At 65.5% G+C, this 23,913-nt stretch carries 28 protein-coding genes; 18 read left to right on the forward strand and 10 right to left on the reverse strand.

Annotated features, from left to right (window positions below):
• Positions 1-116: 116 nt before the first annotated feature.
• Positions 117-1,376, forward strand: coding sequence for a PP2C family protein-serine/threonine phosphatase (locus tag CRJ03_RS16465; protein ID WP_104020177.1), 1,260 nt, complete (start codon positions 117-119; stop codon positions 1,374-1,376).
• On the opposite strand, the gene CRJ03_RS16470 is transcribed toward CRJ03_RS16465, so the two are convergent.
• A complete protein-coding gene (locus tag CRJ03_RS16470; protein ID WP_104019965.1) occupies positions 1,351-1,794 on the reverse strand; it encodes an NUDIX hydrolase in 444 nt (147 codons plus the stop codon). The two genes, CRJ03_RS16465 and CRJ03_RS16470, sit on opposite strands and share 26 nt — an antisense overlap.
• A 75-nt stretch (positions 1,795-1,869) precedes the next feature.
• On the opposite strand from CRJ03_RS16470, the gene hslO reads away from it, so the two are divergent.
• From hslO to CRJ03_RS16495, 5 genes are all read left to right on the forward strand, one after another.
• Positions 1,870-2,865, forward strand: coding sequence for an Hsp33 family molecular chaperone HslO (gene hslO, locus CRJ03_RS16475; RefSeq protein WP_104019966.1), 996 nt, complete (start codon positions 1,870-1,872; stop codon positions 2,863-2,865).
• Complete coding sequence (locus tag CRJ03_RS16480) at positions 2,834-3,457, forward strand: CoA pyrophosphatase (RefSeq protein ID WP_104019967.1); 624 nt, start codon at positions 2,834-2,836, stop codon at positions 3,455-3,457. The genes hslO and CRJ03_RS16480 overlap by 32 nt, the downstream gene beginning before the upstream one ends.
• A complete protein-coding gene (locus CRJ03_RS16485; RefSeq protein WP_104019968.1) occupies positions 3,454-4,599 on the forward strand; it encodes a CCA tRNA nucleotidyltransferase in 1,146 nt (381 codons plus the stop codon). The genes CRJ03_RS16480 and CRJ03_RS16485 overlap by 4 nt, the downstream gene beginning before the upstream one ends.
• On the forward strand, positions 4,596-5,813 hold the full coding sequence (locus CRJ03_RS16490; protein ID WP_104019969.1) for a class I SAM-dependent RNA methyltransferase: 1,218 nt from the start codon (positions 4,596-4,598) through the stop codon (positions 5,811-5,813). Before CRJ03_RS16485 ends, CRJ03_RS16490 begins: the two co-directional genes overlap by 4 nt.
• A gap of 100 nt (positions 5,814-5,913) precedes the next feature.
• Entirely contained in the window at positions 5,914-6,414 is a 501-nt protein-coding gene (locus CRJ03_RS16495; protein WP_104019970.1) for a L,D-transpeptidase family protein, read from the forward strand.
• Here the strand turns inward: CRJ03_RS16495 and dalA are convergent, their stop codons facing one another.
• A complete protein-coding gene (gene dalA / locus CRJ03_RS16500; RefSeq protein WP_104019971.1) occupies positions 6,415-6,930 on the reverse strand; it encodes a divisome-associated lipoprotein DalA in 516 nt (171 codons plus the stop codon).
• Between the two features lie 169 nt (positions 6,931-7,099).
• Between dalA and CRJ03_RS16505 the strand changes: the two genes are divergently transcribed.
• Together CRJ03_RS16505 and CRJ03_RS16510 are read left to right on the forward strand one after the other, a co-directional pair.
• The gene (locus CRJ03_RS16505) at positions 7,100-7,702 is read left to right on the forward strand and encodes a L,D-transpeptidase (protein WP_104020178.1); all 603 of its coding nucleotides are present in this window, start codon (positions 7,100-7,102) and stop codon (positions 7,700-7,702) included.
• Between the two features lie 141 nt (positions 7,703-7,843).
• Positions 7,844-8,032: a hypothetical protein gene (locus CRJ03_RS16510; RefSeq protein ID WP_104020179.1), complete on the forward strand. Its 189-nt coding sequence runs from the start codon at positions 7,844-7,846 to the stop codon at positions 8,030-8,032.
• Between the two features lie 76 nt (positions 8,033-8,108).
• On the opposite strand, the gene hemH is transcribed toward CRJ03_RS16510, so the two are convergent.
• Together hemH and CRJ03_RS16520 are read right to left on the reverse strand one after the other, a co-directional pair.
• Positions 8,109-9,173, reverse strand: a complete 1,065-nt coding sequence (hemH, locus tag CRJ03_RS16515) for a ferrochelatase (RefSeq protein WP_104019972.1) — start codon at positions 9,171-9,173, stop codon at positions 8,109-8,111.
• A 56-nt stretch (positions 9,174-9,229) separates the two neighbouring features.
• Entirely contained in the window at positions 9,230-10,048 is an 819-nt protein-coding gene (locus tag CRJ03_RS16520) for a methyltransferase domain-containing protein (protein WP_104019973.1), read from the reverse strand.
• Between the two features lie 35 nt (positions 10,049-10,083).
• Between CRJ03_RS16520 and CRJ03_RS16525 the strand changes: the two genes are divergently transcribed.
• From CRJ03_RS16525 to CRJ03_RS16540, 4 genes are read left to right on the forward strand one after another with little or no spacing between them, the layout of a single operon-like run.
• A complete protein-coding gene (locus CRJ03_RS16525) occupies positions 10,084-10,794 on the forward strand; it encodes a double zinc ribbon domain-containing protein (RefSeq protein ID WP_240611705.1) in 711 nt (236 codons plus the stop codon).
• A 39-nt stretch (positions 10,795-10,833) separates the two neighbouring features.
• Complete coding sequence (grxC, locus tag CRJ03_RS16530; protein WP_104019975.1) at positions 10,834-11,091, forward strand: glutaredoxin 3; 258 nt, start codon at positions 10,834-10,836, stop codon at positions 11,089-11,091.
• Between the two features lie 3 nt (positions 11,092-11,094).
• A complete protein-coding gene (locus tag CRJ03_RS16535; protein WP_104019976.1) occupies positions 11,095-11,925 on the forward strand; it encodes a carbon-nitrogen hydrolase family protein in 831 nt (276 codons plus the stop codon).
• Positions 11,926-12,366: a MarR family winged helix-turn-helix transcriptional regulator gene (locus tag CRJ03_RS16540; RefSeq protein WP_104019977.1), complete on the forward strand. Its 441-nt coding sequence runs from the start codon at positions 11,926-11,928 to the stop codon at positions 12,364-12,366. It abuts the gene before it with no gap.
• 39 nt (positions 12,367-12,405) lie between these two features.
• Here the strand turns inward: CRJ03_RS16540 and secB are convergent, their stop codons facing one another.
• Both secB and CRJ03_RS16550 read right to left on the reverse strand, forming a co-directional pair.
• Positions 12,406-12,915, reverse strand: coding sequence for a protein-export chaperone SecB (gene secB / locus CRJ03_RS16545; RefSeq protein ID WP_104019978.1), 510 nt, complete (start codon positions 12,913-12,915; stop codon positions 12,406-12,408).
• Positions 12,916-12,972: 57 nt separating this feature from the next.
• Positions 12,973-13,434: an FxsA family protein gene (locus CRJ03_RS16550; RefSeq protein WP_104019979.1), complete on the reverse strand. Its 462-nt coding sequence runs from the start codon at positions 13,432-13,434 to the stop codon at positions 12,973-12,975.
• A 108-nt stretch (positions 13,435-13,542) separates the two neighbouring features.
• Here CRJ03_RS16550 and CRJ03_RS16555 point away from each other — a divergent pair, with 108 nt between their 5' ends.
• The 3 genes from CRJ03_RS16555 to CRJ03_RS16565 are packed head-to-tail and all read left to right on the forward strand — an operon-like array spanning position 13,543 to position 15,832.
• A complete protein-coding gene (locus CRJ03_RS16555; protein ID WP_104019980.1) occupies positions 13,543-14,202 on the forward strand; it encodes a Tim44/TimA family putative adaptor protein in 660 nt (219 codons plus the stop codon).
• Positions 14,199-15,239: a murein transglycosylase A gene (mltA, locus tag CRJ03_RS16560; protein WP_104019981.1), complete on the forward strand. Its 1,041-nt coding sequence runs from the start codon at positions 14,199-14,201 to the stop codon at positions 15,237-15,239. Before CRJ03_RS16555 ends, mltA begins: the two co-directional genes overlap by 4 nt.
• Positions 15,236-15,832 (forward strand): Smr/MutS family protein, encoded by a 597-nt coding sequence (locus CRJ03_RS16565; RefSeq protein WP_104019982.1) that lies wholly within the window; start codon positions 15,236-15,238, stop codon positions 15,830-15,832. Before mltA ends, CRJ03_RS16565 begins: the two co-directional genes overlap by 4 nt.
• Here the strand turns inward: CRJ03_RS16565 and CRJ03_RS16570 are convergent.
• Entirely contained in the window at positions 15,815-17,038 is a 1,224-nt protein-coding gene (locus tag CRJ03_RS16570) for an MFS transporter (RefSeq protein ID WP_206018389.1), read from the reverse strand. The two genes, CRJ03_RS16565 and CRJ03_RS16570, sit on opposite strands and share 18 nt — an antisense overlap.
• Before the next feature lie 154 nt (positions 17,039-17,192).
• On the opposite strand from CRJ03_RS16570, the gene CRJ03_RS16575 reads away from it, so the two are divergent.
• Positions 17,193-17,606 carry a universal stress protein gene (locus CRJ03_RS16575; protein WP_104019983.1) on the forward strand — a complete coding sequence of 138 codons (414 nt, stop codon included), beginning with the start codon at positions 17,193-17,195 and terminating at the stop codon, positions 17,604-17,606.
• Here CRJ03_RS16575 and CRJ03_RS16580 read toward each other — a convergent pair.
• The 3 genes from CRJ03_RS16580 to cuyA form a co-directional block, all read right to left on the reverse strand.
• Entirely contained in the window at positions 17,603-18,049 is a 447-nt protein-coding gene (locus CRJ03_RS16580; RefSeq protein WP_104019984.1) for a YtoQ family protein, read from the reverse strand. The two genes, CRJ03_RS16575 and CRJ03_RS16580, sit on opposite strands and share 4 nt — an antisense overlap.
• A 15-nt stretch (positions 18,050-18,064) precedes the next feature.
• Positions 18,065-20,464 carry a phenylalanine--tRNA ligase subunit beta gene (gene pheT / locus CRJ03_RS16585; protein WP_104019985.1) on the reverse strand — a complete coding sequence of 800 codons (2,400 nt, stop codon included), beginning with the start codon at positions 20,462-20,464 and terminating at the stop codon, positions 18,065-18,067.
• A 110-nt stretch (positions 20,465-20,574) separates the two neighbouring features.
• Entirely contained in the window at positions 20,575-21,591 is a 1,017-nt protein-coding gene (gene cuyA, locus CRJ03_RS16590; protein ID WP_104019986.1) for a D-cysteate sulfo-lyase, read from the reverse strand.
• Positions 21,592-21,687: 96 nt separating this feature from the next.
• Here cuyA and CRJ03_RS16595 point away from each other — a divergent pair, with 96 nt between their 5' ends.
• A complete protein-coding gene (locus tag CRJ03_RS16595) occupies positions 21,688-22,578 on the forward strand; it encodes a LysR family transcriptional regulator (RefSeq protein WP_104019987.1) in 891 nt (296 codons plus the stop codon).
• A gap of 36 nt (positions 22,579-22,614) precedes the next feature.
• On the forward strand, positions 22,615-23,907 hold the full coding sequence (gene pncB, locus CRJ03_RS16600) for a nicotinate phosphoribosyltransferase (protein WP_104019988.1): 1,293 nt from the start codon (positions 22,615-22,617) through the stop codon (positions 23,905-23,907).
• Positions 23,908-23,913: the final 6 nt, after the last annotated feature.

Here is a 23,913-nt window from a genome sequence, read left to right on the forward strand (position 1 = left end):
CGTGTTAACGTCGATGGGAAAATACCAGAAACTTTTATCATTCACGGGATGTAAACGCTCGTGCGGCGACCGTGTGCGCGAAACGAGTGATGGTGAGAGCGGTGCGCGGCGCAAGCATGACCAAGGATGAGGCAGCCGCCAGTACCGATGCGCGGCGCGTTCTTGTCGTGGATGACAGCCGGGCGCAGCGGCGCATTCTCGGCAGTTACCTGCGGCAATGGGGCTATGTCGTCGAAGAGGCCGAAAGCGGTGGCGAAGCGATCGACATCTGTCATCGCAATCTTCCCGAACTCGTGGTCAGCGACTGGATGATGCCGGGGATGAGCGGCCCGGAATTTTGTCGTGCCGTTCGCGGGATGAACAACGACAATTATGTCTACTTCATCCTCCTCACCTCCAAGAGCGGCAAGGAAGAGATCGCGCTCGGCCTCGATGCCGGGGCCGACGATTTCCTCACCAAGCCGGTCAATTCCGCAGAACTGCGCGCGCGCATGGCCGCCGGGATGCGCATCCTTGACATGGAGCACGAGCTTCTTGCCAAGAACCGGCTCGTCAGGGCCACGCTCGACGAATTGCAGGCACTCTACGATTCGCTCGACAACGACCTTGTCGAGGCCAACAAGCTGCAACAGTCGCTGCTCAGCGAACGCTACCGCGATCTCGGCCCGGCAGAGGTCTCTCTCTCGCTACATTCCTCGGGCCATGTCGGGGGCGATCTCGTGGGCATGTTCCCGATATCCGACAGCCGTGTTGGTCTCTACGGGCTCGACGTGTCCGGCCACGGGATCAGCTCGGCGCTGATGACCGCGCGGCTCGCCGGCTATCTCTCGGCCACCGTGCCCGAGCACAACCTCGCGCTGCACGAGATCGCGCCGGGGCGCTTCGCCGCGCGCCCCCCGGCCGAGACGGTGTCGCGGCTCAACCATGTCTTTCTCTCTGATCTCGAGACCGAGCATTACTTCACCATTGCGCTCGCCGATGTCGATCTCGCGACGGGCCGGGTGATCCTTGCGCAGGCCGGGCATCCACACCCGGCCGTGCAGCGCGCCGACGGGTCGGTCGAGTTCGTGGGCGAGGGTGGCCTGCCCGTGGGGCTCATCGAGGGGGCGAGCTTCGACCAGGTAGAGTTCACGCTGGCACCTGGCGACCGGCTGCTCATTCATTCAGACGGGATCACTGAATGTGCCGACCCGGATGGGTGCATGCTCGGTGACACTGGCCTTGCCGCGATCATGCGTCACCTGCGCCAGACACATGGCCCGGCCTTTCTCGAATCGCTCATGTGGAAGCTGTCCGATCACGCAGGCGAGGCGCGCTTTACCGATGATATCTCGGCGGTTCTGCTGGAATTCAGGCCCATGCCCCAGTCCGGCTGACAAAGTGGCGATCCCCGGCGTTGCCAAGCTCGCGCGCGGCGCGCGCGGGCGTGATCCACAGCGCCCGGTGCCCCGGCTCCGATGGCGGACCCAGCCGGCGCACCGGGCAGGCGCGATAAATCACGCAGAGCTTTTCCGCCCAGAGATCGTAGTCCGGCATGTAGGTGAACCGGCGAAACGCCCCGATCCGCCGCGGTCGTGCAATCAGCCAGCCGGTTTCCTCCCACACCTCGCGATAGAGCGCCCGCAGGGGTGATTCGCCCGGGTCGATACCACCCCCGGGCAATTGCAGCTCGGGCACCGGCATCGCCTGATGCGTCACCAGAAGCCGCCCGCCCCGCGGCAGCACGGCATAGACGCCGGGGCGGAGCCGATAGCGGATACCGGGCTGCGGGGGCTCTCCGAATCGCCGTGTCATGCCGTCTCCTTCACGCCCGCCTTGTCCTGCCCTGCCCGTCGCGATATGCCCAAACCGCGCAGCGAAGGAAAGCCCATGACGCTTGGACAGAGGTTAGCGTGGGACGACACGGTCCTGCCGTTCCAGCTAGATCACGCGGATATCCGGGGCCGGGTCGCGCGGCTCGACGGTGTTCTCGACGCGATCCTGAAACAGCACGACTACCCGCCCCCCGTCGAGGCCCTGATCGCCGAGATGGCGCTCCTGACGGCGCTCATTGGTCAGACGATAAAGCTGCGCTGGAAGCTCTCGCTCCAGCTTCAGAGCAAGGGCGGGGTCCGCCGCATCGCCAGCGATTATTTCGCCCCCACCCGCGAGGGCGAACCGGCCCGCATGCGTGCCTATGCCAGCTTCGACCCGGACAGGATCGGCGACGGCGACGCCTTCGCGCAACTGGACGAGGGTTATTTCGCCGTGCTCCTCGATCAGGGCCAGGGCACGACGCCCTACCAGGGCATCACCCCGATCGCCGGAAAGGCGCTGCGCAACTGCGCCGAGGCCTATTTCGCGCAATCAGAGCAATTGCCCACGCGGTTCGCACTCAGCTTCGGCAGGTCCACCGAGCAAGGCGGTGCCGAGCATTGGCGCGCGGGCGGCGTGATGCTGCAACACATGCCCAAGGCCTCGCCCTTCGCCAAGGACGGCGGCTCGGGCAAGGGCGGGCTCCTCGCCGCGCGCGACATCGTGCACGGCGACGATGCCGAGAACTGGGGCCGCGCCAATCACCTTCTCGATACGGTCGAGACGCTGGAACTGATCGGTCCGTCCGTCTCGCCGGCCGACCTGCTGGTGCGGCTCTTCCACGAGGAAGGCCCCCGCGTGTTCGAGACGCAGCCCGTGCGTTTCGGTTGCACCTGCTCCGAGGAGCGGGTGCGCAACAGCCTGTCGATATACTCGGCTCGCGACATCGCCAGCATGACCACCGCAGAGGGAATCGTCACCGCCGATTGCCAGTTCTGCGGGGCGCATTACCGGCTCGCTCCTGAAACCCTCGGCTTTGATGCCCCGGAGGCCCCGGGTGACACCGAGTGATCCCCTCACCCGCATTCTGAACGCGGCGGACACGCCGCGAGCGGGGTCGTCCGATTACGACCTCAACCGCGGAATCACGCTCCCCGAGGGGCGAAAGCTGCGGCCCGCGGCCGTGCTCGTCGCTGTCGAGACGGGCGGCGATGCACCGCGTGTGATCCTGACCACGCGCTCTTCGGCGCTACGGCACCATCCAGGCCAGATCGCTTTTCCCGGCGGCAAGCAGGACGAGGGCGATGCTGACCTGCACGCCACCGCCCTGCGCGAGGCGCGCGAGGAAATCGGTCTCACCCCGGACGCCGTCGAGATTCTCGCCGACCTGCCTCGCCACGAGACCGTCACAGGTTTCGATGTCATGCCGGTGCTTGCCCGTGTCTCCACCCCTTTCAGCCCCGTGGCCGAGCCGGGCGAGGTGGCCGAGGTGTTCGCTGTCCCGCTTGCGCATGTTCTCGACCCTGCGCGTTTTCGCGTCGAGCAGCGCCGCTGGAAAGGGACGTGGCGGCGCTATTACACGGTGCCTTACGGACCGTATTACATCTGGGGCGCGACCGCCCGCATCCTGCGGGTGATGGCCGACATGGCGGGACGGCCATGAGGATCGAGGATGACTGGATCGTGCGCCCTGAGACACGCGCGGTGTTTGACGCGCTGTCCGCTGGCGGCCACAGGGCGCTGTTCGTCGGTGGCTGCGTGCGCAACGCGCTTCTCGGTGTGCCGGTGGGCGATATCGACATCGCCACAGACGCGCATCCCGAAACGGTGATGACGCTGGCGCACGAGGCGGGGCTCAAGCCGGTTCCGACCGGGATCGACCACGGCACGATCACCGTGGTCTCGGGCGGGCTGCCGCATGAGGTCACCACCTTTCGCACCGATATAGAGACGTATGGACGTCACGCGCAGGTCGCCTTTGGCCATAGCATCGAGGCTGACGCACGCCGCCGCGATTTCACCATGAACGCGCTCTATGCCGAGTGCGATGGCCATGTGCTCGACCCGCTTGGCGGGCTGCCCGACCTGCGCGCGCGCCGCGTGCGGTTCATCGACGACCCGGCACAGCGCATTCGCGAGGATACCTTGCGCATCCTGCGATTCTTCCGCTTTCACGCCTGCTACGGCGATCCGCAGGGTGGCCTCGATCCTGACGGGCTCGCTGCCTGCGCCGCCGCCCGCGACAGCCTTGCCGCCCTCTCGCGAGAGCGGGTCGGGGCCGAGATGCGCAAGCTGCTGGCCGCCCCCGATCCAGCGCCCTCGGTTGCGGCGATGCAGGCCGCGGGCGTGCTCGGGGCGATCCTGCCGGGGGCCGACGCGGCGGCACTTGCCCCGCTCGTCCACCTCGAGGCGGAAACGGAGACGGCCCCCGACGCCCTCCGCCGTCTTGCCGCGCTGGGCGGCGAGGATGCGTCAGAACGGCTGCGCCTCTCGCGCGCCGAAGGCCGACGGCTGTCCCGCCTGCGCGACGGGATCGAGAGCGGCATGTCCACCGCCGAGATCGGCTATCGCTTCGGGGCCGGGGAGGGGGCCGATATCGTGCTCCTGCGTGCGGCGCTCCTTGGCTCCCCGCTTGCGCCGGACGCACTCGACGACATCAGGCGCGGCGCGGCGGCGGTGTGCCCGGTCCGCGCCGCCGACCTGATGCCAGAGCATTCCGGCGCCGACCTCGGCCGCCGCCTGTCCGAGATCGAGGCTCGCTGGATCGCCTCGGGCTTTACCCTGCGCCGCGAGGACCTGCTGTGAGCACGCACCGCATCCTGCGGCTCGGCGTGCGGGGCGACGGCGTGGCCGACGGACCGCTCTTCGCGGAGCGCACCCTGCCGGGCGAGGAGGTGAGCGGCACGCCCGATGGCCAGCGCCTCACCGATATCCGCATCCTCACGCCCTCGTCCGATCGCGTCCGTGCCCCTTGCCGCCATTTCGCGCAATGCGGCGGCTGCCAGCTTCAGCACGCCTCTGACGGCTTCGTGGCGGAGTGGAAGGCAGAGCAGGTGCGCGCCGCCCTGCGCGGGCGCGGTATCGAGGCCGAGATCGCTCCCGTTCTGACCTCGCCCCCCGCTTCGCGCCGCCGCGCGGTTCTGGCGGCGCGGCGCACGAAATCCGGCGCGCTGGCGGGCTTTCACGCGCGGGCCAGCGATCAGGTGGTCGAGGTGCCCGACTGCCACCTGCTTCACCGCGATCTCATGCCCGCGCTTGCCGCTGCCCGCGATCTCGCGCTCACCGGGACGAGCCGCAAGGCCGAAATCGCGGTCACGGCGACGCTGTCGCGTGCCGGTCTCGATCTGGCGGTCGCGGGCGGCAAGCCGCTCGACGGGCCCTTGCGCCTGTCGCTCGCCGCGCTGGCCGAGCGGCATGATCTGGCGCGGCTGGCCTGGGAGGACGAAACTGTGCTCACCCGCCGCGCGCCGGTGCACGATTTTGCCGGGGTGCCGGTTGTGCCCCCGCCCGGCGCCTTTCTTCAGGCGACAGCCGAGGGCGAATCGGCGCTGGTGGCCGAGGTGCTGGCGCTTCTCGACGGGGCGCGCCGCGTGGCCGATCTCTTTGCGGGCTGCGGCACCTTCACTTTTCCACTGGCGCGGCGCGCGGCGGTGCACGCGGTCGAGGGCGCGCCCGGGATGATCGCCGCGCTCGATCACGCCGCGCGCCACGCGCAGGGGCTGCGGCCCGTCACCCACGAGGTGCGCGACCTCTTTCGCCGCCCGCTCGATGCGCAGGATTTGGCTCAGTTTGACGCCGTGGTGATCGACCCTCCGCGCGCCGGGGCCGAGGCGCAGATCGCCGAACTGGCGCGTTCGGGCGTGCCGCTCATTGCCCATGTCTCCTGCAACCCGATGACGTTTGCCCGCGATGCCGGTGCGCTGTTGGCGGCGGGGTATCGAATGGGGCCGGTGCGCGTGGTCGATCAGTTCCGCTGGTCGGCGCATGTCGAGTTGGTCGCGGGCTTTCATCTGCACTGACGCGATACCGACACGATACCGACACGATACAGCTAGGCAATTTTTGACGAATCCGGTATATTCAGAAAAAAATCCAGAGGTCGGCAGTGTGGGCAAACCCATGAATATCACCAGACGTTTCACCCTTCTCGCCGGTGCCGCCGCGCTTGCAGGATGCGCCGGGCCATCGAAGTTTCGCACCTATCGCGGCCCCGAGGTCACCCGCGTCATCGTCGACAAGGGCGCGCGCGAAATGTTCCTTTTGCATCAAGGCAGTACGCTGAAACGCTACAAGATCGACCTGGGCTTTGCGCCCGACGGTCACAAGCAGTTCGAGGGCGACGGCAAGACGCCGGAGGGCGATTATCTCATCGACCGGCGCAACCCCGACAGCGCCTATCACCTCTCGCTCGGCATCTCCTATCCCAACGAGGCGGACATCGCCTATGCCCGTGAGCTCGGCAAGTCCCCGGGGGGCGACATCTTCATTCACGGCGAGGCGACGACGTTCGCATTTCTCAAGTCGGATTGGACCGCAGGCTGCATCTCGGTCAAGAATCGCGAGATAGAGGATATCTACGCCATGGTCCGCAACGGCACGCCGATCACCCTATATGGATGATCAGGCCCCTAGTGTCAGCGTCCACCACAGCTTGCCGCCCCGATCCTGGTGCCAGGCAAAGCCCATTCGGCGTGCCTCGGGCGAAAGTATGACGCGGCGCGTGACATCGTCCTCCATCCAGGCGGCGAGGGTTTGGAGCTCGCTCTCGTAGGTCTCCGAGATCGTCTCGCCGATGAATTCTCCCTGGTAGCCGACGCGCTTTACCCGGTCGAGCGGTGAAGAGCCGTCGGAGCCGAAATGCCACGGGCGCTCCTGCACCGACATGTCGCGGGAATGGGTCGCGGCGGCGGCGGTCAGCTTGTCATCGAGAACGAGCGGGCTGACACCGGCGGCCTCGCGCAGGGAATTGACCGCATCCAGCATCCGGAACCGGATCTCGCGGGTATCGCCCAGCGATATCCGGTAGACCCGCGGCAGCGGCTTGCCGTCGGGCCCCATCTGAGGTGGCGACGGCGGCGCAGCGCAGGCCGACAGCGCCAGAACGGAGACCATAAGAAGAGCGAATACGCGTATCATGTTGCTGTGCCACCCGAGCCTGTTACGAAAACCTGCTTTAGCCCGCCCTGCACGATTTTTCAAACCGGCATGAGCCTGATATAGCATCTTCGCGCTTGTTTGATTTGCGACTGCGTCCTGAAAGCCATATATTATGCGCCAAGGTGACAAGGCAGGTGGAGTGAAAACGATGTCGTCATACATCCCGGAAAAGATGAAGCGGCGCGCATTTCTCGCCGGCAGCGCGGCAATGATCGGCGCGCCCGCGCTGGCCCAGAATGTCGATGGTGATGGTACGGTCGAAATTGAGAGCGAGGTCACAGAGTCGGTACGGCGCAACATCTCGGCGTTCCGCATGCTCGACTGGAAGCCTTATTTCTCTAACCTCCGGAATGGCGCGATCTTGTGCGACACCGATTCGCGGGCGGTGCATTACTGGGACGAGGACGGCGAGACTTACAAGCTTTACCCGTCCTCCGTGCCGCTGACGGACGAGTTGACCCGTCGAGGACGCACACGAGTTGTGCGCAAGGTCGTAGGGCCGAGTTGGCGGCCCACGCCGTCGATGCTCAAGCGTAACCCCGACTGGCCCGCCTACGTTCCGCCGGGGCCCGACAACCCGCTGGGTACCCACGCGCTCTATCTGAGCTGGACCTACTACCGAATCCACGGCACGCATGACACGCGCAAGATTGGGCGGCGATCATCGAACGGGTGCATCGGGCTTTATAACGAGCACATCCAGGAGCTGTTCGCGCTCACCAAGGTCGGCACGCAGGTGTTGCTTATTTGACAAAATCGCGGCGGCAAATGTGCATCAAGTGGCAAGTTGAGTTTGCATTCTTCACGATTTGCTGATTAGAAAAAGTTACGAGGTAAGTCTTGGGCGCTTGGTCGTTTCTGTGATGACCAAGCCCGCATCTGGAGGATTATGATGAAAAAACTCGTTCTCGCTGCTGCCTTTTCCGCCGCTGCATCCACAGGTTTCGCTGGAAACCTGGAAGAGCCTGTGGTCGAGGCTCCGGTCATCGTCGAAGAAACCAACGCCAGCTCGTCTGCTGCCGCTGTTTGGGTGCCGCTGGTGCTTCTGGCAATCGTCGCCGCGGTTGTCATCGCCGACTGATCCGGTCTTTCGTAACAAGAGAAAAGGCAGCGCTTCGGTGCTGCCTTTTTTCATGTCCGCATTCCGCCAGTGACGTTCAATCGAGCCAACCGGCGAGATTCTTTTCCACGATGGCCGACAGGGCCGTTATATGCGCCTCGTCATCGTTGAGGCACGGGATATAGGTGAATTCCTCGCCGCCCGCCTCCTCGAAGCTTTCGCGGATTTCCTCGTTGATCTCTTCCAGCGTCTCGATGCAATCGGCGGAAAAGGCAGGAGCCATTACCGCGATGCGCTTCTTGCCGTCCTCGCGCGCGAGGCGGGCAACCTCGTTCACCGTGTAGGGTTTGAGCCATTCCTCCGGGCCAAAGACCGACTGGAACGTGGTCGTGATTTCCGTCTGCTCCCAGCCGAGACGCTCGCGCAAGAGCCGCGTCGTCTTCTGGCACTGGCAGTGATACGGGTCTCCCTGCATCAGGTATCGCTTGGGCATCCCGTGATAGGACACAACCAGAATCTCCGGCCGCGTCTCCGCCACTGCATAGGCGCGCTCCACCGACTGCGCGAGCGCCTCGATATAGAGGGGATGCTCGAAATACGGCTCGACCACCCGCGCCACCGGCTGCCATGTTTCCCGCATCAGCGCGCGGAAGAATTGATCGTTGGCCGTGGCCGAGGTGGCGCCCGCGTAATGCGGATAGAGCGGGAAGAACAGGATGCGGGTGCAACCCGCCTCGGTCAGCGCGCGCACCTTGGATTTCGTGGACGGGCTGCCATAGCGCATGCAGAAATCGACCATCACGTCGTCGCCATACCGCGTCTTCATTGCATGCGCGAGCTTCTCGGTCTGATCGCGCGTGATGGTCATCAGTGGGCTCTCGCCCTTCTCCTCGTTCCAGATCGACTTGTAGGCGGCGCCCGAGGTGAAGGGTCGCTTGCTGAGGATGACAAGCTGCAACAGCGGCTGCCATTTCCACGGCGCGTAGTCGATCACACGGCGATCCGAAAGAAACTCGTTGAGATAGCGGCGCATCGGCCAATAGCTGTAGTGATCCGGCGTGCCGAGATTGGCCAGGAGAATGCCGGTCTTGGCGCGTGGCACCTTGGGGTGGTCGGCGGGGGCGTGGCTGGGTCGCGTCGCGTCGCGGTTGGCATCGAGCATGGCGCAGAGGTTCCTTTGCACGGATCACCGCTGACATAATGGTTACGCGAGCGAGGTCAATCTTCGAGGGGATTTTCCCGTGTTTCCAGCGCATCCGCCAGCCGCGCGGCGGCCGACCCGGGGCGCAGCGGCTGCGGCTGGCTCGGGTCCGGGGCCCAGCCGGTCAGAAAGACCATCTCGGCGCTGGCGCGGACCCCGCCCTCGGGATGGGCGAAGTCCCGCGCGTAGATGTCGCGAGCCCGTGCCAGTACGTCGCGCCGCAGCGCGCCACGCGGGCGCGCGTCCATCGCGTTGGTCTCGCCCATGGCGCGCAGCTCGCGCATGAGCGCGAGCGCGTCCGCATAGCGCAGGTCGAGCGGCAGCCTGTCGGCCACCGGCAGCGCGAACCCGGCGCGCTGCAACAACGCGCCGAGATCGCGGATATCCCCCATCGGCAGGACGCGCGGCGACAGCCCCCCGGTCACGTCCGCCTCGGCCTGCGCAAGCGCGGCGCGCAATTCCTGCAGGCTGCCCCCGCCGAACAGCACCGCGAGCATGAGCCCGTCCGGGCAGAGCGCGCGGCGCGCCTGCACGAGTTGACCCACCGGGTCGTCCGCCCAGTGCAGGCACAACGCATGGATCACCAGATCATGCGCCCCGGGCCGCAGTGTCAGCGTCTCGTCATCCGCGACCACGGTCGCATCGGGATGCCGCGCCCGCCAGAAATCCGGAAAACCGGTGATGAGGGCCGGAGCCGTAAAGGATCTGTTAACCATCCGCAGCCGATCCTCGATCTCCTCGGCGGCAAGCTCGTGCAGGAATGTCTCGGGTGCACGCAGCGCACGGGCGCGCTGGCGCAAGAGGGCGGGGCGGTCGGTCAGCTTGGCTTGGCTCATGGGGGGAAAATAGAATGGCGCACCCGGCTTTACAAATGGCAGTTCGTCTCGTCTATCCGCCGCGCTGCACGTTGTGCGGCGTGGCGGTGGATGATGCGTTTGGCCTGTGCGGGGCGTGCTGGCGTGACACGCCGTTCATCACTGGGCTGGTATGCGACCTGTGCGGTGCGCCGCTGCCCGGCGATGCGGGCGTGGATACGGAGCACTGCGACGATTGCCTTGTCAGCGCGCGGCCCTGGACGCGCGGGCGGGCGGCGCTGCGCTATGACGCGAACGGGCGGCGTCTGACGCTGGCGCTCAAGCATGGCGACCGGCACGACGTGGCCCATCCCGCTGGCAAATGGCTCGCGCGGAGCGCGCAGCCGATGCTCTTGCCCGGCATGGTGATCGCGCCGGTGCCGCTGCATTGGACACGGTTGCTCACGCGGCGATTCAACCAGTCGGCGCTGCTGTCGCATGCGCTTGCGCGGGAAACCGGGCTGACAAATGTGCCCGATCTCTTGTTCCGGCAGCGGCGGACGCGGAGCCTCAAGGGGCTCGACCGGGCCGCACGCCACGCGACGCTCGACGGCGCGATCCGCCCCAACCCGCGCCATGCCGATGCGATGCGCGGCGCGCGCGTGCTTCTGGTGGATGACGTGATGACATCGGGGGCAACCTTCTCGGCGGCGGCACAGGCGTGTTTCGCGGCCGGGGCGGATGACGTGTGCATTCTCGCACTGGCGCGCGCTGTCAGGGATGCCTAAGTTCCTGTCAGAACAGGACAGGACGACACAGGACGACACATGCCCCAGATCGAGATATACACCTCACCGCTTTGTGGCTTCTGCCATGCTGCCAAGCGGCTCCTGAAACAGAAGGGAGCCGCCTTCTCAGAAATCAACGTGCTTGCACAACCCAAGCGCAAGGCCGAGATGATGGGCCGCGCGAGCGGTCGCCACACTGTGCCGCAAATCTTTATTGGCGAGACCCATGTCGGCGGCTGCGATGAGCTTTATGCGCTCGATCGTGCGGGCAAGCTCGACACGCTTTTGCAGGGGTGAGCCATGCGCGCCGCGCTTCTACAACTCACGTCGAGCGATGATCCCGTTGATAACCTCGCCGTGGTGCGTGCGTGGATGGAGGACGCGGCGGCGGACGGGGCAGAGATCATTCTGACGCCGGAGGTGACGAATTGCATCTCGACCAGCCGCACCCATCAACGGGCGGTCCTGAACCACGAATCGGACGACCCCACGCTGGCCACGCTGCGCGCAGAGGCGGAACGGCTCGGGGTCTGGCTGCTCATCGGCTCTCTCGCGCTCAAGACCGATGATCCCGACGGGCGCTTTGCCAACCGGTCTTTCCTCATCGGGGACGATGGCGCGATCCGCGCACGTTATGACAAGATTCATATGTTCGACGTGGATGTGAGCCCCGAGGAGACGTATCGCGAATCCGACGGCTTTCGCCCCGGCACCCGCGCGGTGCTGTCTGACACGCCCTGGGGCAAGATGGGGTTGAGCATCTGTTACGACGTGCGGTTTCCCCACCTCTATCGCGGGTTGGCGCAGGCGGGGGCCGAGATCCTGACCGTCCCGGCGGCGTTTTCCCATGTAACCGGCGCCGCCCATTGGCAAAGTCTGCTGCGTGCGCGTGCCATCGAGACCGGGTGTTTCGTGCTCGCGCCCGCGCAGACCGGCACCCACACGGCCAGCCGGGGGCAGGCGCGGCGCACTCACGGGCACAGTCTTGTGATCGGTCCGTGGGGCGAGGTGATCGCCGATGGTGGCACCGAGGCGGGGATCATCACGGTTGATCTCGACCTCTCGGAGGTGGCACAAGCTCGCAGGCGCGTGCCGTCGCTGCGCCATGACCGGGATTTCGATGGCCCCTGAATGGAAGAAACGCAGAGCAATTCCCTCGCGGTCGCGCTTTTCAGCGAGATCCTGACGAACGATCAACTGATTCGCTCGCGGCTTAGCCGTGTTCTGCCCAAGGGAATGGAAATCTCGCATTTCGCGGTGCTCAACCACCTTGCCCGCACCGGCGAAGAGCGGAGCCCGGCGCAACTGGCCAAGAGCTTTCACGTCACTCGCGGCGCCATGACCAACACGTTGTCCAAGCTAGAGTGGGCGGGGTACGTCCATATCCGCCCCGACTGGGAGGATGCGCGTCGCAAGATGGTCTCGATCAGCCGCCCCGGGCGCATGGCGCGTGACGCCGCCCTATCGGCCATTACCCCGATGGTGTCGGACCTGATTGCCGATCTTGGTGAGGATCGCGTGCGTTCGAGCCTGCCGGTACTGCGTGAGTTGCGCGCCAAGCTGGAGGGCTGAATGCCGGGCCCCGCGACGCGGGGGCCCGGCGTGCGCGGCTCAGGCGTCGGAGGTCTGGGATTGCGCAGCCTGCCTGCGCGCGATTTCCTGCCGGTAAAGCTGTACGAAATCTATGCTTTCGAGGTTGAGCGGCGGGAATCCGCCGTCGCGGGTCACGTCGCTGACGATGCGGCGCATGAACGGGAACATCTGGCGCGGACACTCGATCAGCAGGTAGGGATGGATTTGGTCGTCGGGCACGCCCTCGATGTGGAACACGCCGACATACTCCATCTCCATGACGAACAGCACCTCCTCGCTTTCCTTGTTCCGCGAGGTGATGTTAAGCTTGCACGCCACCTCGTACTGATGCTCGGTGGATCGCTTCTTGGCATCGAGATTGACCGACACCTGCACATCGGGCTGGACCTCGCCGCCGGTGCCCCGCTGTGCAAGTACGTTCTCAAACGAGAGATCGCGCACGAACTGCGTGAGAATCTGCATCCGCATATGCGGTGCCGTTGCACTGTCGGCTGTCTGTTGGTCGGCGCCGTTATCCTGATCGGCCATCGGTGTCTCCTGGTGAAAATTGGCTGCGGCAGTGCTTAGCAGGCGGTTGTATCGGCCTCAATGCCTTGTCCAGCGAGAGGTACCGCGCTCGGCCGGGTCGATGGTTTCGTAGTCGCCTTCGATGATGTCGGGCCGGGCCGGGGTGCCGCCATCGCCACCGCGCGTGCCGTGAACCACGATCCGCTCGCGTATCCGGGCAAAGACGAAGTTGCGCACCGGCGGCAGCAGCAATGCAAAGCCGACCGCATCGGTAAAGAACCCCGGCGTCAGCAGCAGCGCCCCGGCAAACAGTATCATCGCGCCATGCACCAGCGGCGCCGACGGATCACCATGTCCGTCAAGCGCGGCGCGCAGCCGGTTCATCTCGGCCAACCCTTGCCTGCGCAAGAGCGCGGTGCCGATCACGGCGGTCAGCACCACGACCGCCAGCGTCGGCCACAGACCGATTGCCCCGCCAACTTCGATGAACAGCGCGATCTCGATCAGCGGCACGGCGATGAACGCAATCAGAAGCCACATTGGCACACCCCTTCCTTTCAAGAGCCTTGTGGTGGACTTGGCCCCTTGCGTCACCTACATAAGGACGCAAGAGACAGCCTGCCATGCCCCGCACGACAAGAGGTGCTCATGAATTCGCCGATCCTGCAATTGCTAGTGCTCGCTGGCATCGCCATTTTTCTCATCCTTCGGCTGAAGAGCGTTCTCGGCACGCGGGACGGCTTTGAGGGCTCCCCGCGCACCAAACCCGTCGAAAAGGCCGCCGAGAGGCATGGGTTCGAGGTCATCGAAGGTGGCCCTGACCGTGACATCACCGACAACGTCCCCGAAGATTCCGACGCCGCCGCCGCGCTGGCCGAGATGAAGCGCATCGAACCTGATTTCGGCGTGACCGATTTTCTTCAAGGCGCGCGCGGTGCCTACGAGATGATTCTCATGGCCTTCGAGCGAGGCACGCTCGACGAGGTAACGCCCTTCCTGTCGCCCGATGTCTACGAAGCCTTTGCCGAGGTCGTGGACGCGCGCCAGCAACAGGGGCTGACGGTTGAGGCGGAATTCATCGGCACCCGACATATATCCATCGCCGATGCCCGCTTTGACACCGACGCCCGCCGCGCCGAAATCGACGTGCACTATGTCGGTGAGCTCATCACCGTGGTGCGCAACGCCAACGGCGAGATTGTCGAGGGCGAGCCGGGGCGTAGCAAGCGGCAGAAGGACAGTTGGACCTACGAGCGCATCATGGGTGCGGGTGATCCAAACTGGCGGCTCGTCGCAACGGGCGAATGACCGGGGCGCTTCGCGCGATACTTCTCATGCTGGCGCTGTCGTCGGCCGGTCCGGCCACGGCGGCGGATATCCGCCACGAGGTCGCCGATTTTTCCGACCTGCCGCGATGGCCCAATGACGATCACGCCGCCGCGCTGTCGGTGTTTCTCGAGACATGCCCCGACATGACGGGGGCGGATTGGCAGGCGCTCTGCGCGCTGGCGCAGACGGGACCAGAACCGCGCACCTTCTTCGAGCTGTTCTTCCGTCCCGTCCTCATCAGCGATGGCAGGTCGGCATTGTTCACCGGCTATTTCGAGCCCGAGCTCTCCGGCTCCCTTCGTCCTGACGCGCGCTATCGCCATCCCGTCTACCGGATGCCACCAGAGGCGCGGGACGCGAGCGTCTGGCTCTCGCGCCGCGAGATTCTCTCCAGCAACGTGATGGCAGGGCGGGGCCTCGAGATCGCCTGGGTGGATGACCCGGTGGAGCTGTTCTTTCTCCAGATCCAGGGATCGGGACGCATTCGCCTGCCCGACGGACGCGTGATCCGGGTGGGATATGCGGGGTCGAACGGCCATCCTTACCGCTCCATCGGGGTCGAGCTCGTGCAGCGGGGTATCTACAAGGCCCACCAGGTATCGGCGCAAGTCATCAAGAACTGGGTGCGGCGCAATTCCGTCGCCGGCAAGGAGCTGCTTTTTCACAACCCCTCCTACGTGTTCTTTCGCCGGATCGACGAAGTGCCGCCCGAGCGCGGCCCCTTGGGCGCGATGAATCGCTCGGTGACACCGGGGCGCACGATCGCGATCGATCCGGGCCATGTGCCCCTGGGCGCGCCGGTCTGGATCGAAAAGGATGGGCGCGACCCAATGCACCGCCTGATGATCGCGCAGGATACGGGCTCGGCCATCAACGGGCCGCAACGCGCGGACATCTTCTTCGGTACCGGCGACGCGGCGGGCCGACGGGCCGGAAAGCTGCGCGATGGCGGGCGGATGCTGGTGCTCATGCCGATCCAGCGGGCCTATGCCATGCTCACGGACCCGTTCCAATGACCCGCAAGCGTCAATTGCGTCCCGACGAGATGGCGCTCTGGCAAGAGGTCGCGCGCCGTACCGAGCCGCTCGGCCGAAGGCGCAAGCAGACGACGATGACGCCCGCCAACTCGCCGAAGACGGCTAACCCGCCTCCCGAGGAGAGCCTCTCCCTCCCTCTATTCCGCCTGGGCGCGGCGGCGCAGGGCGACGACTCGCGTCACGATGTTCTGCCGGGTATCGCCGAGAGGATTGCCTCGGCGCCCGTGGCGATGGATCGCAAGTCTTTCCAACGGCTCAAGCGGGGCAAGCTCAGCCCCGAGGCCAAGCTCGACCTGCACGGCATGACCCTCGATCAGGCGCATGGCGCGCTCGTCGGCTTCATGCTGCGCGCGCATGGCGCGGGCAAGCGGCTGGTGCTCGTCGTTACCGGCAAGGGCAAGGATCGCGATAGTGGCGGGCCGATCCCGGTGCGCCACGGCGTGCTGCGCCATAACGTGCCGCAATGGCTGCGCCTTCCGCCGCTCGGGCCGCTGGTGTTGCAGGTGACCGAGGCGCATATCCGCCACGGTGGGGGCGGGGCCTATTACGTCTATCTACGGCGTCGGCGCTAGCGCCGGTCGCGCGCGGGCCACGCCGATCATCATCATCACCGTGGTAAAGGCGAAATAGCCGGCGATGACGACGAACTGCGCTTCGATCCCGATCCCGAGGTCGATCGCCAGCCCGGTTATACCCGGTCCAAGCGCGGTGCCGAACACCATAATCGCCGCTGCCATCGCCTTGATCCGTCCCATATTGGCGCTGCCGTAGAATTCCGCCCAGAACGCGTTGGGCACGATGCTATTGGCCCCCGTGGTCAGCGCCAGCATGACAAACCCTGCCAGAAGCACGAGCGGCCCCTCAGAAACCGAGAACAACAGGAACGCGGCGATCATCGGGATCTGGATGAACGGCAGCACCCGCGCCGTGCCCAGCCGGTCGAGGGCGAGGCCCGACAGCATCATCGCACCGACCGCGACCGCCGTATAAACAGGAAACATCGCGACCAGTTCCACATGCGAGACCTGCTTGACCTCGGCGATATGCACCTGGTGAAAGAAGAACGCCGTGTTGAAGGCCGAGGGCCCAAGCAGCGCTGGGACCATGAACCAGAACAGGAAGTGCCCCAGCGCCTGCCCCCGCGTCCAGTGCCGCCCGTCCATCCCGAGCGACTGGCTGGTCTGCGCCCAGCTTTGCGGTGTGCGTTCGCGCCGCAGCAATAGCAGCAGGAACGGGACGCCAAGGATCGCGATCGCCGCCGCCACGATCCAAAGGCTGCGCCAGTCATGCGCGATGAGCAGCGACGCGAATGTCAGCGGCAGGATCGCCTCGCCGAGCGCGTTGCCCAGCGTCGCCACCGACAGCGCCTTGCCCCGGCTGGCCACGAACCAGCGCGCCATCGCCACCACGGCGAGGTGGCTCATCATCCCCTGCCCGGTAAAGCGCAGCGCGAACACGATCACCGGCAAAAGCCACCACACCGGGTTAAGTGCCATCGCGAGACAGGCGAGCATCATCGCGACAAGCACTATGGGCGCAAGAACGCGCACGCGAAACAGGTCCGTCAGCCCCCCGGCCCAGACCATCGCCAGCGCCGAGGCGGTAGTGCCGAGGCTATAGATACCGCCCCACTGCCCGTGGCTGAGATCGAACACGCCCCTGATTTCTCCGGCAAAAACCGAGATGAAATAGGTTTGACCAAAGCTCGACAGAAAGGTGAGCAGCACCCCCGCCGTGAGCCACGGCGCGTTGTCGCGGAGAAATGCGAGAATCGGCATGAGGTTTCGTCGCGCGAAATTCCGGGGAAGGAAAGTGGAAACTGCCGCTGATCCGCCGCTGCAGGTCGCCACTGCCCGTGATGAGTCGCAACAGGGGCGCGGGACACGGACGAATCTGATAGCGTCCCGCCACAGCGCAAATTCCGGAGGCCCCATGCCCCGCCAGACCCGCCTTATTCTATGCCCCGTCAACCTGCGTCACGTGAAGGTTGAGTACAACGCCTATAGCGAGGCCGTGGAAATGGCGCAGCGGCGCGGGGCCAAGCTCATCGTGGCCACCGTCGCGCCCGAGATCGAGCGCAACATGAACATCTATAATTCAGACGTTTACTGGGGTGAGGAGCTCAAGAAATTCGTGGCTGCCCATCCCGCTGAAGGCGTCGATGTCGAATTGATCGTGCGCAAGGGCGCGGTGCACCGCCAGATCGTCAAACTCGCCGACGAGCGCAAGGTCGATCTGATCGTGATGGAATCCGCCAACCCCAAGGTGCAGGACTACCTGCTCGGGACCACGGCGAGCCACGTCGTGACGCATGCCGAATGCTCGGTCTACGTGGTGCGCAGCTAACCGCGCAGCGTGCCGTCCAGAACGTATCTCAGGATATCGACGACCTGCTCTGGCTCCCGCGCCACGGCGAGCGCGGCGGCGTCCACCTCCTTGAGCGCGTGGTCGTGCTCGGGCGGTTGCAGCACGATCAGCGACTTGCCAAGCGCCGCGGCATAGCCCGCGTCAAAGGCGGCGTTCCACTGCTTGTACTTGTCGCCGAAGCGGACCACCACGATATCGGCCTCCGCGATCCCCTTGCGCGTGCGGATGGCGTTGACCATCGCGCCCTTGTGATCGTGCCAGTACTTGTCCGCCTCGTCCCCGAGGATCGCGACCCCGCAATCGTCGCTCGCCGCATGATCTGTCACCGGGCTCGAAAACTCGACATCGAGCTCCTTGGCCCCGGCGATGATCCGGTCGCGCCAGTCGGTGTGGATCTCGCCCGAAAGATAGATTCTCAGCATCTGTTCCTCCCCTTGTCAGCCGCGTAGCACGCCGCCCGTGGCTTTCTGCACCTTCTCGACGATCCGGGCCGAAACCGCTTCGATCTCGGCCTCGGTGAGCGTCTTCTCACGCGGCTGCATCCGTACCGTCACGGCGAGCGATTTCTTGCCTTCGCCCAGGCTGCCGCCGATGAATTCGTCAAAAACACGCACACGCTCGATGAGCGCCTTGTCTGCGCCTGTTGCGGCATTGACCAGCGTCGCCGCCTCGATCCCGGCGTCCACCACGAAGGCGAAGTCGCGTTCGACGGCCTGAAGATCGCTGACCCCAAGCGCACCGCGTGAGGCTGATGTGTTGCGCGGCAGCGGGATTTCTTGCGGGTAGAGCGTGTAGGCGACGACTGGCCCCTTCACGTCTAGCGCGCGCAGAACGCGCGGGTGCAACTCGCCGAACACGCCCAGCACCTTTTTAGGCCCGAGGCAGATCATGCCGTGCCGCCCCGGGTGCCACCAGTCGCCCGCCCCGCGCAGGATCTGCACCTTGGCCGGTGCGCCCATGCCCGCGAGGATCGCTTCGGCATCGGCCTTGGCGTCGTAGAGGTCGGCGGCGCGCGCGCCGCCATGTACGTCCTTGGGACTGGTCTGGCCCACGAGGATTCCGCTCACCAGCAGGCCCTGTTCGTCCGGCTCGCCGCCATGAAAGACGTGTCCCACCTCGAACAGTGCCATGTCCATGATCCCGCGCGCCTGGTTGCGCGCCGCCGCCTGCAACAGGCCGGGCAGCAATGCCGGGCGCAAATGGCTCATCTCGGAACTGATCGGGTTGGCGAGCCGGCTGGCGTCATCACCCCCGCCGAAGAGCGCCGCTGCCTCACGGTCGATGAAGCTGTAGGTAACGCATTCGTTGTAACCGAGCGCCGCCGCGCTGCGCCGCGCGATCTGTGTACGCTTCTGCATCGGGCTGAGGATCGGCTTGGGCACGCCCGGCTGCACCCGGGCCATCGGTCGTCCCTCGAGCCGCGTGAGCGACGCGATCCGTGCCACCTCCTCGACGAGGTCCACCTCGCCCATAATGTCGGGCCGCCAGCTCGGCACATGCGCCATGCTGCCTTCGAGCCGAAAGCCGAGCGCCGTCAGGGTTTGGCGTTGATCACTTTCGGGGATCTCCATGCCGACGAGCGAGCGCACCCGCGCGGGATCGAGCCGGTAGGCGCGGGCCGTGTCTGGCACCTTTCCAGCCACCACCCTGTTGGAAGGGGTGCCACCGCACAGATCGAGGATCATCTGGGTTGCGAGATCCAGTCCCTCCATGTTGAAGGCCGGGTCGATGCCGCGCTCGTTGCGATAGCGCGCGTCGGAATTGATCCGCAGCGCGCGGCCGGTCATCGCGATCTGGATATGGTCCCAAACCGCTGCCTCGAGAAACACATTGACCGTCTCGCCCGTGCAACCGGTCGCCAGCCCGCCCATGATACCGCCGATGCTCTCGATGCCGGTGTCGTCCGAGATCACCACCTGGCCAGGGCCAAAGGTATACTCCTTCTCGTCGAGGCCGGTCAGCGTTTCGCCACCCTTGGTGCGATGCACCCGCAGATTGCCCGCCATCTTGTCCGCATCAAAGACGTGGAGCGGGCGGTTGCGGTCATAGGTAAAGAAATTGGTGATATCGACCAGCGCCGAGATGGGCCGCAGCCCGATGGCGCGCAGACGGTCCTGAAGCCAGGCGGGCGAGGGCCGGTTCTGCACCCCTCGGATGAGACGCCCGGCAAAGACGTGACAGCCACCCTCGGCCGTGTCCTCGTCGATGGTGATGCCGATGGGGCAGGTGAACTGCCCCTCGATATCCGCCGTCGCGGCGGGCCGCAGCGTGCCAAGACCCCGCGCCGCCAGATCGCGCGCAATCCCCCGCACGCCGAGCGCGTCGGGCCGGTTCGGCGTGATGGCGATCTCGATCACCGGGTCCACCTTGGCCGGGTCGTTTGCCGCCAGCCAGTCGGTAAAGCGCTCGCCTATCTCGCCCGAGGGCAGTTCGATAATGCCTTCATGCTCGTCCGAGAGCTCCATCTCGCGCTCCGAGCACATCATGCCGTGGCTCTCGATGCCGCGGATCTTGCCCACGCCGATGGTGGTGTCGATGCCCGGCACGTAGACGCCGGGACTGGCGATGACCACGGTAATGCCCTCGCGCGCGTTGGGCGCACCACAGATGATCTGCGTCTCGCCTGCAGCGGTCGCCACCTGGCAGACCCGTAGCTTGTCTGCATCGGGATGCTTCTCGGCGCTGATCACCTTGCCGATGGTGAAATCGCGCAGCCGTGCTGCCGGGTCGCTCACGCTTTCCACCTCGAGGCCGAGATCGGTCAGCGTCTCGACGATCTCGTCCACGGTCGCCGTGGTGTCGAGGTGATCTTTTAGCCAGGACAGTGTGAATTTCATGGATCTTTCCGCCTGCAATGCCGGGTTACTCCGCGCTTTAGCGGATATGGCGGGCATGGAAAACCCCGCTTCGCGGCGGGGCTTTCCTCTTGCGTCGGTGGTGGGCGGGTTCAGCTTGTCCAGCGCCCCGAGAAGTCAAAGGCGTTGTCGTATCCGAAGAGCGCGACCGCGCCCCCGGTATGCAGGAACACCACGCGCTCGCCCTTCTTGAAATGACCTTTGCGGATCAGGTCGATGAAGCCCGCCGCGCCCTTGGCCGAATAGACCGGGTCGAGCAGGATCGCCTCGAGTTCCGCGAACATGCGGATCGCCTCGATACCGCTTTCGGTGGGGATGCCATAGCCTTCGCCCACGTAATCGGTATTGGCGACCACGTCCTCGCGATTGACCACGCCCGGACAGCCCAGCTTTTCCGCCGTCGCACACGCGAGGTTATAGACGTTCTCCTCCTGCTTGGGCTTGGGCGCGCGCACCCCGATGCCAAGGAGCGGGATTTGCGCGTTCATCGCCTTCAGTCCCGTAATCAGCCCCGCCTGCGTACCGGCGCTGCCGGTGGCGTGAACGATGTGATCGACCCTGAGGCCCCGGTCATTGAACTGCCCCAGCATCTCGAACGCGCAGTTGACATAGCCGAGCGCGCCGGTGGGGTTCGACCCGCCGCCGGGGATAGTATAAACCGTCCGCCCTTCGGCGCGGAAACGCTCGGCCACCTTCTCCATCTCGGCATTCATGTCGCCGCCGCCGGGTCGCTTCTCGGTCGTGGCACCGTGCAGATGATCGAGCAGGACATTGCCGTTGTTATTGTAGTTGGCGTTGTTCGAGCCGGTCCGGTCCTCCAGCAGGATATGGCAATCCATTCCCATCTTGGCGGCGAAGGCGGCGGTCTGGCGGGCATGGTTGGATTGCGTGGCACCCTGGGTCATCACCATGTCGGCGCCCTGCGCCTCGGCCTCGGCCATCAGGAACTCGAGCTTGCGGGTCTTGTTGCCCCCGGTGCTGAGACCCGTGCAATCGTCGCGCTTGATCCAGATTTCCGGGCCGCTCAGCTCGGCGCTCAGCCGGTCGAGCCGTTCGAGCGGCGTGGGCAGGTGCGCGAGAAAGTGGCGGGGAAAGCGGGCGAGATGCATGGCGGCCTCCAGGTAATATGCGTTTGAGGGATATTATGGCGTGACATTTTGCTCGTCCAATGCCAATCCTGCCAAGGATTATGCGAGATATGCAATATGCGTCTGGAGTGGCTTGATGATATCCTCGCCGTGGCCGATGCCGGATCACTGGCGCGCGCCGCCGAGTTGCGCCATGTCAGCCAGCCGGCGCTCACCCGACGGCTGCGTGTAATAGAGGCTGCGCTCGGCGTGCCGTTGTTCGAACGCCGGCACAAGCCGCTGACGCTCCTGCCCGAGATCGTGCCCCACCTGCCTGCGATGCGCAGCCTCGCGGCGCAACTGCGACAGTTGCGCGACGGGTTGGCACAGAGCGGCGGCGCGCGGGGCCTGACGCTGGCTTGCCAGCACGCGATCACCACCACCCATTCCCCGGCCATCGTCGCCGCGCTGACCGAGGGACAGGCGCGGCCCGTGCGCGTGCGCTCGGAGAACCGCGAGGATTGCCTGCTGCGGCTCCTCGCCGCCGAGGCCGATCTTGCCGTGGTCTACGACGTGCCCCAGATCGCGCCGCTCGCCCTCGGCGGCGCGTTCGAGCGCGTGTCGCTCGGCCCCGAGCGGCTCATCCCGGTGGCTGCACCCGGCCTGCTTACCGGCAGTGACCTTCCCTATATCGGCTATCCCGGCGATGTCTTTCTCGGGCAGGTGATGGACCGGGCGCTTCTGCCGCGGATAGGGCCGGACCGACGGTTGCGCCGCTGCGCCGAGACGGCGCTCACGCTTGCCGCGCACGAATATGCTCGGCGGGGGATCGGGGTGGCGTGGCTGCCCGAATCCATGGCACGCGAAGACCTGTTGGCGGGTCGGCTCGTGCATCTCGGTCGCGACGTTCCGGCGCTGGACATGGAGATATGGATGATCCGCCTGCCCGGCATCGAGGGCAGCGGCTGGGAGGACGACTGGCAGAGGCTGGCCGACACGCTCAGTCTTGCACCCACGGCACCGCTTTGATTTAAGCGTCGCGTTGCCCAGCCCGGAGGCCGCCCGATGGTCGATATCGCCACCCGTGTCTACAACCACCGCTGGAAGATGGATCCCATCGTCCGCTCGCTCATCGATACCGATTTCTACAAGCTGCTGATGTGCCAGACGGTGCGCCGGAACAGGCCCGACACGAACGTGACCTTCTCGCTTATCAACCGCACCACCTCGGTCCGGCTTGCCGATCTCGTGGACGAGGGCGAATTGCGCGAACAACTGGATCACATCCGCACCCTGTCGCTCTCGCGCGGTGAGAGCACGTGGATGCGAGGCAATACCTTCTATGGCAAACGCCAGATGTTCACACCCGAGTTCATGGACTGGTTCGAGGGGTTGCGTCTGCCGCCCTATCACCTCGAGCGGCGCGACGGTCAGTACGAACTCACCTTCGAGGGCAAGTGGCCCGAGGTCATGCTGTGGGAAATCCCCGCGCTCGCCGTGCTGATGGAGCTGCGCGTTCGTCCGGTGCTCAGCGACATGAAGAAATTCGAGCTTCAGGTGCTCTATGCCCGCGCCATGACCAAACTGTGGGAAAAGGTCGAACTCCTGCGCCCTCTCGAGGGCCTCCGCATCGCCGATTTTGGCACGCGGCGGCGGCATTCCTTTCTCTGGCAGGACTGGTGCGTGCAGGCCATGCGCGAGGGGCTTGGCGACGGCTTCGTCGGCACCTCGAACTGCTTGATCGCCAAGAATCGCGATCTTGAGGCGATCGGCACCAACGCGCACGAATTGCCGATGGTTTATGCCGCGCTTGCAGAGACCGACGCCGAGCTTGCCCGCGCACCCTACAAGGTGCTCGCCGACTGGCACGAGGAGCACGATGGCAACCTTCGCATCATCCTGCCCGACACGTTCGGCACCGAGGGATTCCTGCGGCACGCGCCTGATTGGCTCGCAGGCTGGACGGGTATCCGTATCGATTCCGGCCAGCCCGAAGAGGCGGCAGAGGCCGCGATCGACTGGTGGAAAGCGCATGGCGAAGACCCCCGCGACAAGATGATCATCTTCTCCGACGGGCTGGACGTGGCACGCATTTCCGAACTTCACCAGCGTTTCGCGGGTCGGGTGCGCACATCTTTCGGCTGGGGCACGCTGCTTACCAACGATTTTCGGGGTCTCACCCGTGGCGACGCGCTCGCGCCCTTCTCGCTTGTCTGCAAGGCCGTTTCTGCCGAGGGGCACCCGACCGTGAAGCTATCGGACAATCCCCGCAAGGCGATGGGACCGCCGGACGAGATTGCCCGCTATCGCCGGGTCTTCGATGTCGGCGCGCAGACCGAGATCGACGTGGTCGTCTGAGCGCGC

The sequence above is a fragment of the Roseovarius nitratireducens genome, from assembly GCF_002925845.1.
Classification (GTDB): domain Bacteria; phylum Pseudomonadota; class Alphaproteobacteria; order Rhodobacterales; family Rhodobacteraceae; genus Roseovarius; species Roseovarius nitratireducens.

What these genes read in the sequence shown, in the direction of transcription:
- CRJ03_RS16465 (WP_104020177.1), top strand. Translation starts at nt 117, where the DNA reads ATGACCAAGGATGAGGCAGCCGCCAGTACCGATGCGCGGCGCGTTCTT.
- CRJ03_RS16470 (WP_104019965.1), bottom strand. Translation starts at nt 1,794, where the DNA reads ATGACACGGCGATTCGGAGAGCCCCCGCAGCCCGGTATCCGCTATCGG.
- hslO (WP_104019966.1), top strand. Translation starts at nt 1,870, where the DNA reads ATGACGCTTGGACAGAGGTTAGCGTGGGACGACACGGTCCTGCCGTTC.
- CRJ03_RS16480 (WP_104019967.1), top strand. Translation starts at nt 2,834, where the DNA reads ATGCCCCGGAGGCCCCGGGTGACACCGAGTGATCCCCTCACCCGCATT.
- CRJ03_RS16485 (WP_104019968.1), top strand. Translation starts at nt 3,454, where the DNA reads ATGAGGATCGAGGATGACTGGATCGTGCGCCCTGAGACACGCGCGGTG.
- CRJ03_RS16495 (WP_104019970.1), top strand. Translation starts at nt 5,914, where the DNA reads ATGAATATCACCAGACGTTTCACCCTTCTCGCCGGTGCCGCCGCGCTT.
- dalA (WP_104019971.1), bottom strand. Translation starts at nt 6,930, where the DNA reads ATGATACGCGTATTCGCTCTTCTTATGGTCTCCGTTCTGGCGCTGTCG.
- CRJ03_RS16505 (WP_104020178.1), top strand. Translation starts at nt 7,100, where the DNA reads ATGTCGTCATACATCCCGGAAAAGATGAAGCGGCGCGCATTTCTCGCC.
- CRJ03_RS16510 (WP_104020179.1), top strand. Translation starts at nt 7,844, where the DNA reads ATGAAAAAACTCGTTCTCGCTGCTGCCTTTTCCGCCGCTGCATCCACA.
- hemH (WP_104019972.1), bottom strand. Translation starts at nt 9,173, where the DNA reads ATGCTCGATGCCAACCGCGACGCGACGCGACCCAGCCACGCCCCCGCC.
- CRJ03_RS16520 (WP_104019973.1), bottom strand. Translation starts at nt 10,048, where the DNA reads ATGAGCCAAGCCAAGCTGACCGACCGCCCCGCCCTCTTGCGCCAGCGC.
- CRJ03_RS16525 (WP_240611705.1), top strand. Translation starts at nt 10,084, where the DNA reads ATGGCAGTTCGTCTCGTCTATCCGCCGCGCTGCACGTTGTGCGGCGTG.
- grxC (WP_104019975.1), top strand. Translation starts at nt 10,834, where the DNA reads ATGCCCCAGATCGAGATATACACCTCACCGCTTTGTGGCTTCTGCCAT.
- CRJ03_RS16535 (WP_104019976.1), top strand. Translation starts at nt 11,095, where the DNA reads ATGCGCGCCGCGCTTCTACAACTCACGTCGAGCGATGATCCCGTTGAT.
- CRJ03_RS16540 (WP_104019977.1), top strand. Translation starts at nt 11,926, where the DNA reads ATGGAAGAAACGCAGAGCAATTCCCTCGCGGTCGCGCTTTTCAGCGAG.
- secB (WP_104019978.1), bottom strand. Translation starts at nt 12,915, where the DNA reads ATGGCCGATCAGGATAACGGCGCCGACCAACAGACAGCCGACAGTGCA.
- CRJ03_RS16550 (WP_104019979.1), bottom strand. Translation starts at nt 13,434, where the DNA reads ATGTGGCTTCTGATTGCGTTCATCGCCGTGCCGCTGATCGAGATCGCG.
- CRJ03_RS16555 (WP_104019980.1), top strand. Translation starts at nt 13,543, where the DNA reads ATGAATTCGCCGATCCTGCAATTGCTAGTGCTCGCTGGCATCGCCATT.
- mltA (WP_104019981.1), top strand. Translation starts at nt 14,199, where the DNA reads ATGACCGGGGCGCTTCGCGCGATACTTCTCATGCTGGCGCTGTCGTCG.
- CRJ03_RS16565 (WP_104019982.1), top strand. Translation starts at nt 15,236, where the DNA reads ATGACCCGCAAGCGTCAATTGCGTCCCGACGAGATGGCGCTCTGGCAA.
- CRJ03_RS16570 (WP_206018389.1), bottom strand. Translation starts at nt 17,038, where the DNA reads ATGCCGATTCTCGCATTTCTCCGCGACAACGCGCCGTGGCTCACGGCG.
- CRJ03_RS16575 (WP_104019983.1), top strand. Translation starts at nt 17,193, where the DNA reads ATGCCCCGCCAGACCCGCCTTATTCTATGCCCCGTCAACCTGCGTCAC.
- CRJ03_RS16580 (WP_104019984.1), bottom strand. Translation starts at nt 18,049, where the DNA reads ATGCTGAGAATCTATCTTTCGGGCGAGATCCACACCGACTGGCGCGAC.
- pheT (WP_104019985.1), bottom strand. Translation starts at nt 20,464, where the DNA reads ATGAAATTCACACTGTCCTGGCTAAAAGATCACCTCGACACCACGGCG.
- cuyA (WP_104019986.1), bottom strand. Translation starts at nt 21,591, where the DNA reads ATGCATCTCGCCCGCTTTCCCCGCCACTTTCTCGCGCACCTGCCCACG.
- CRJ03_RS16595 (WP_104019987.1), top strand. Translation starts at nt 21,688, where the DNA reads ATGCGTCTGGAGTGGCTTGATGATATCCTCGCCGTGGCCGATGCCGGA.
- pncB (WP_104019988.1), top strand. Translation starts at nt 22,615, where the DNA reads ATGGTCGATATCGCCACCCGTGTCTACAACCACCGCTGGAAGATGGAT.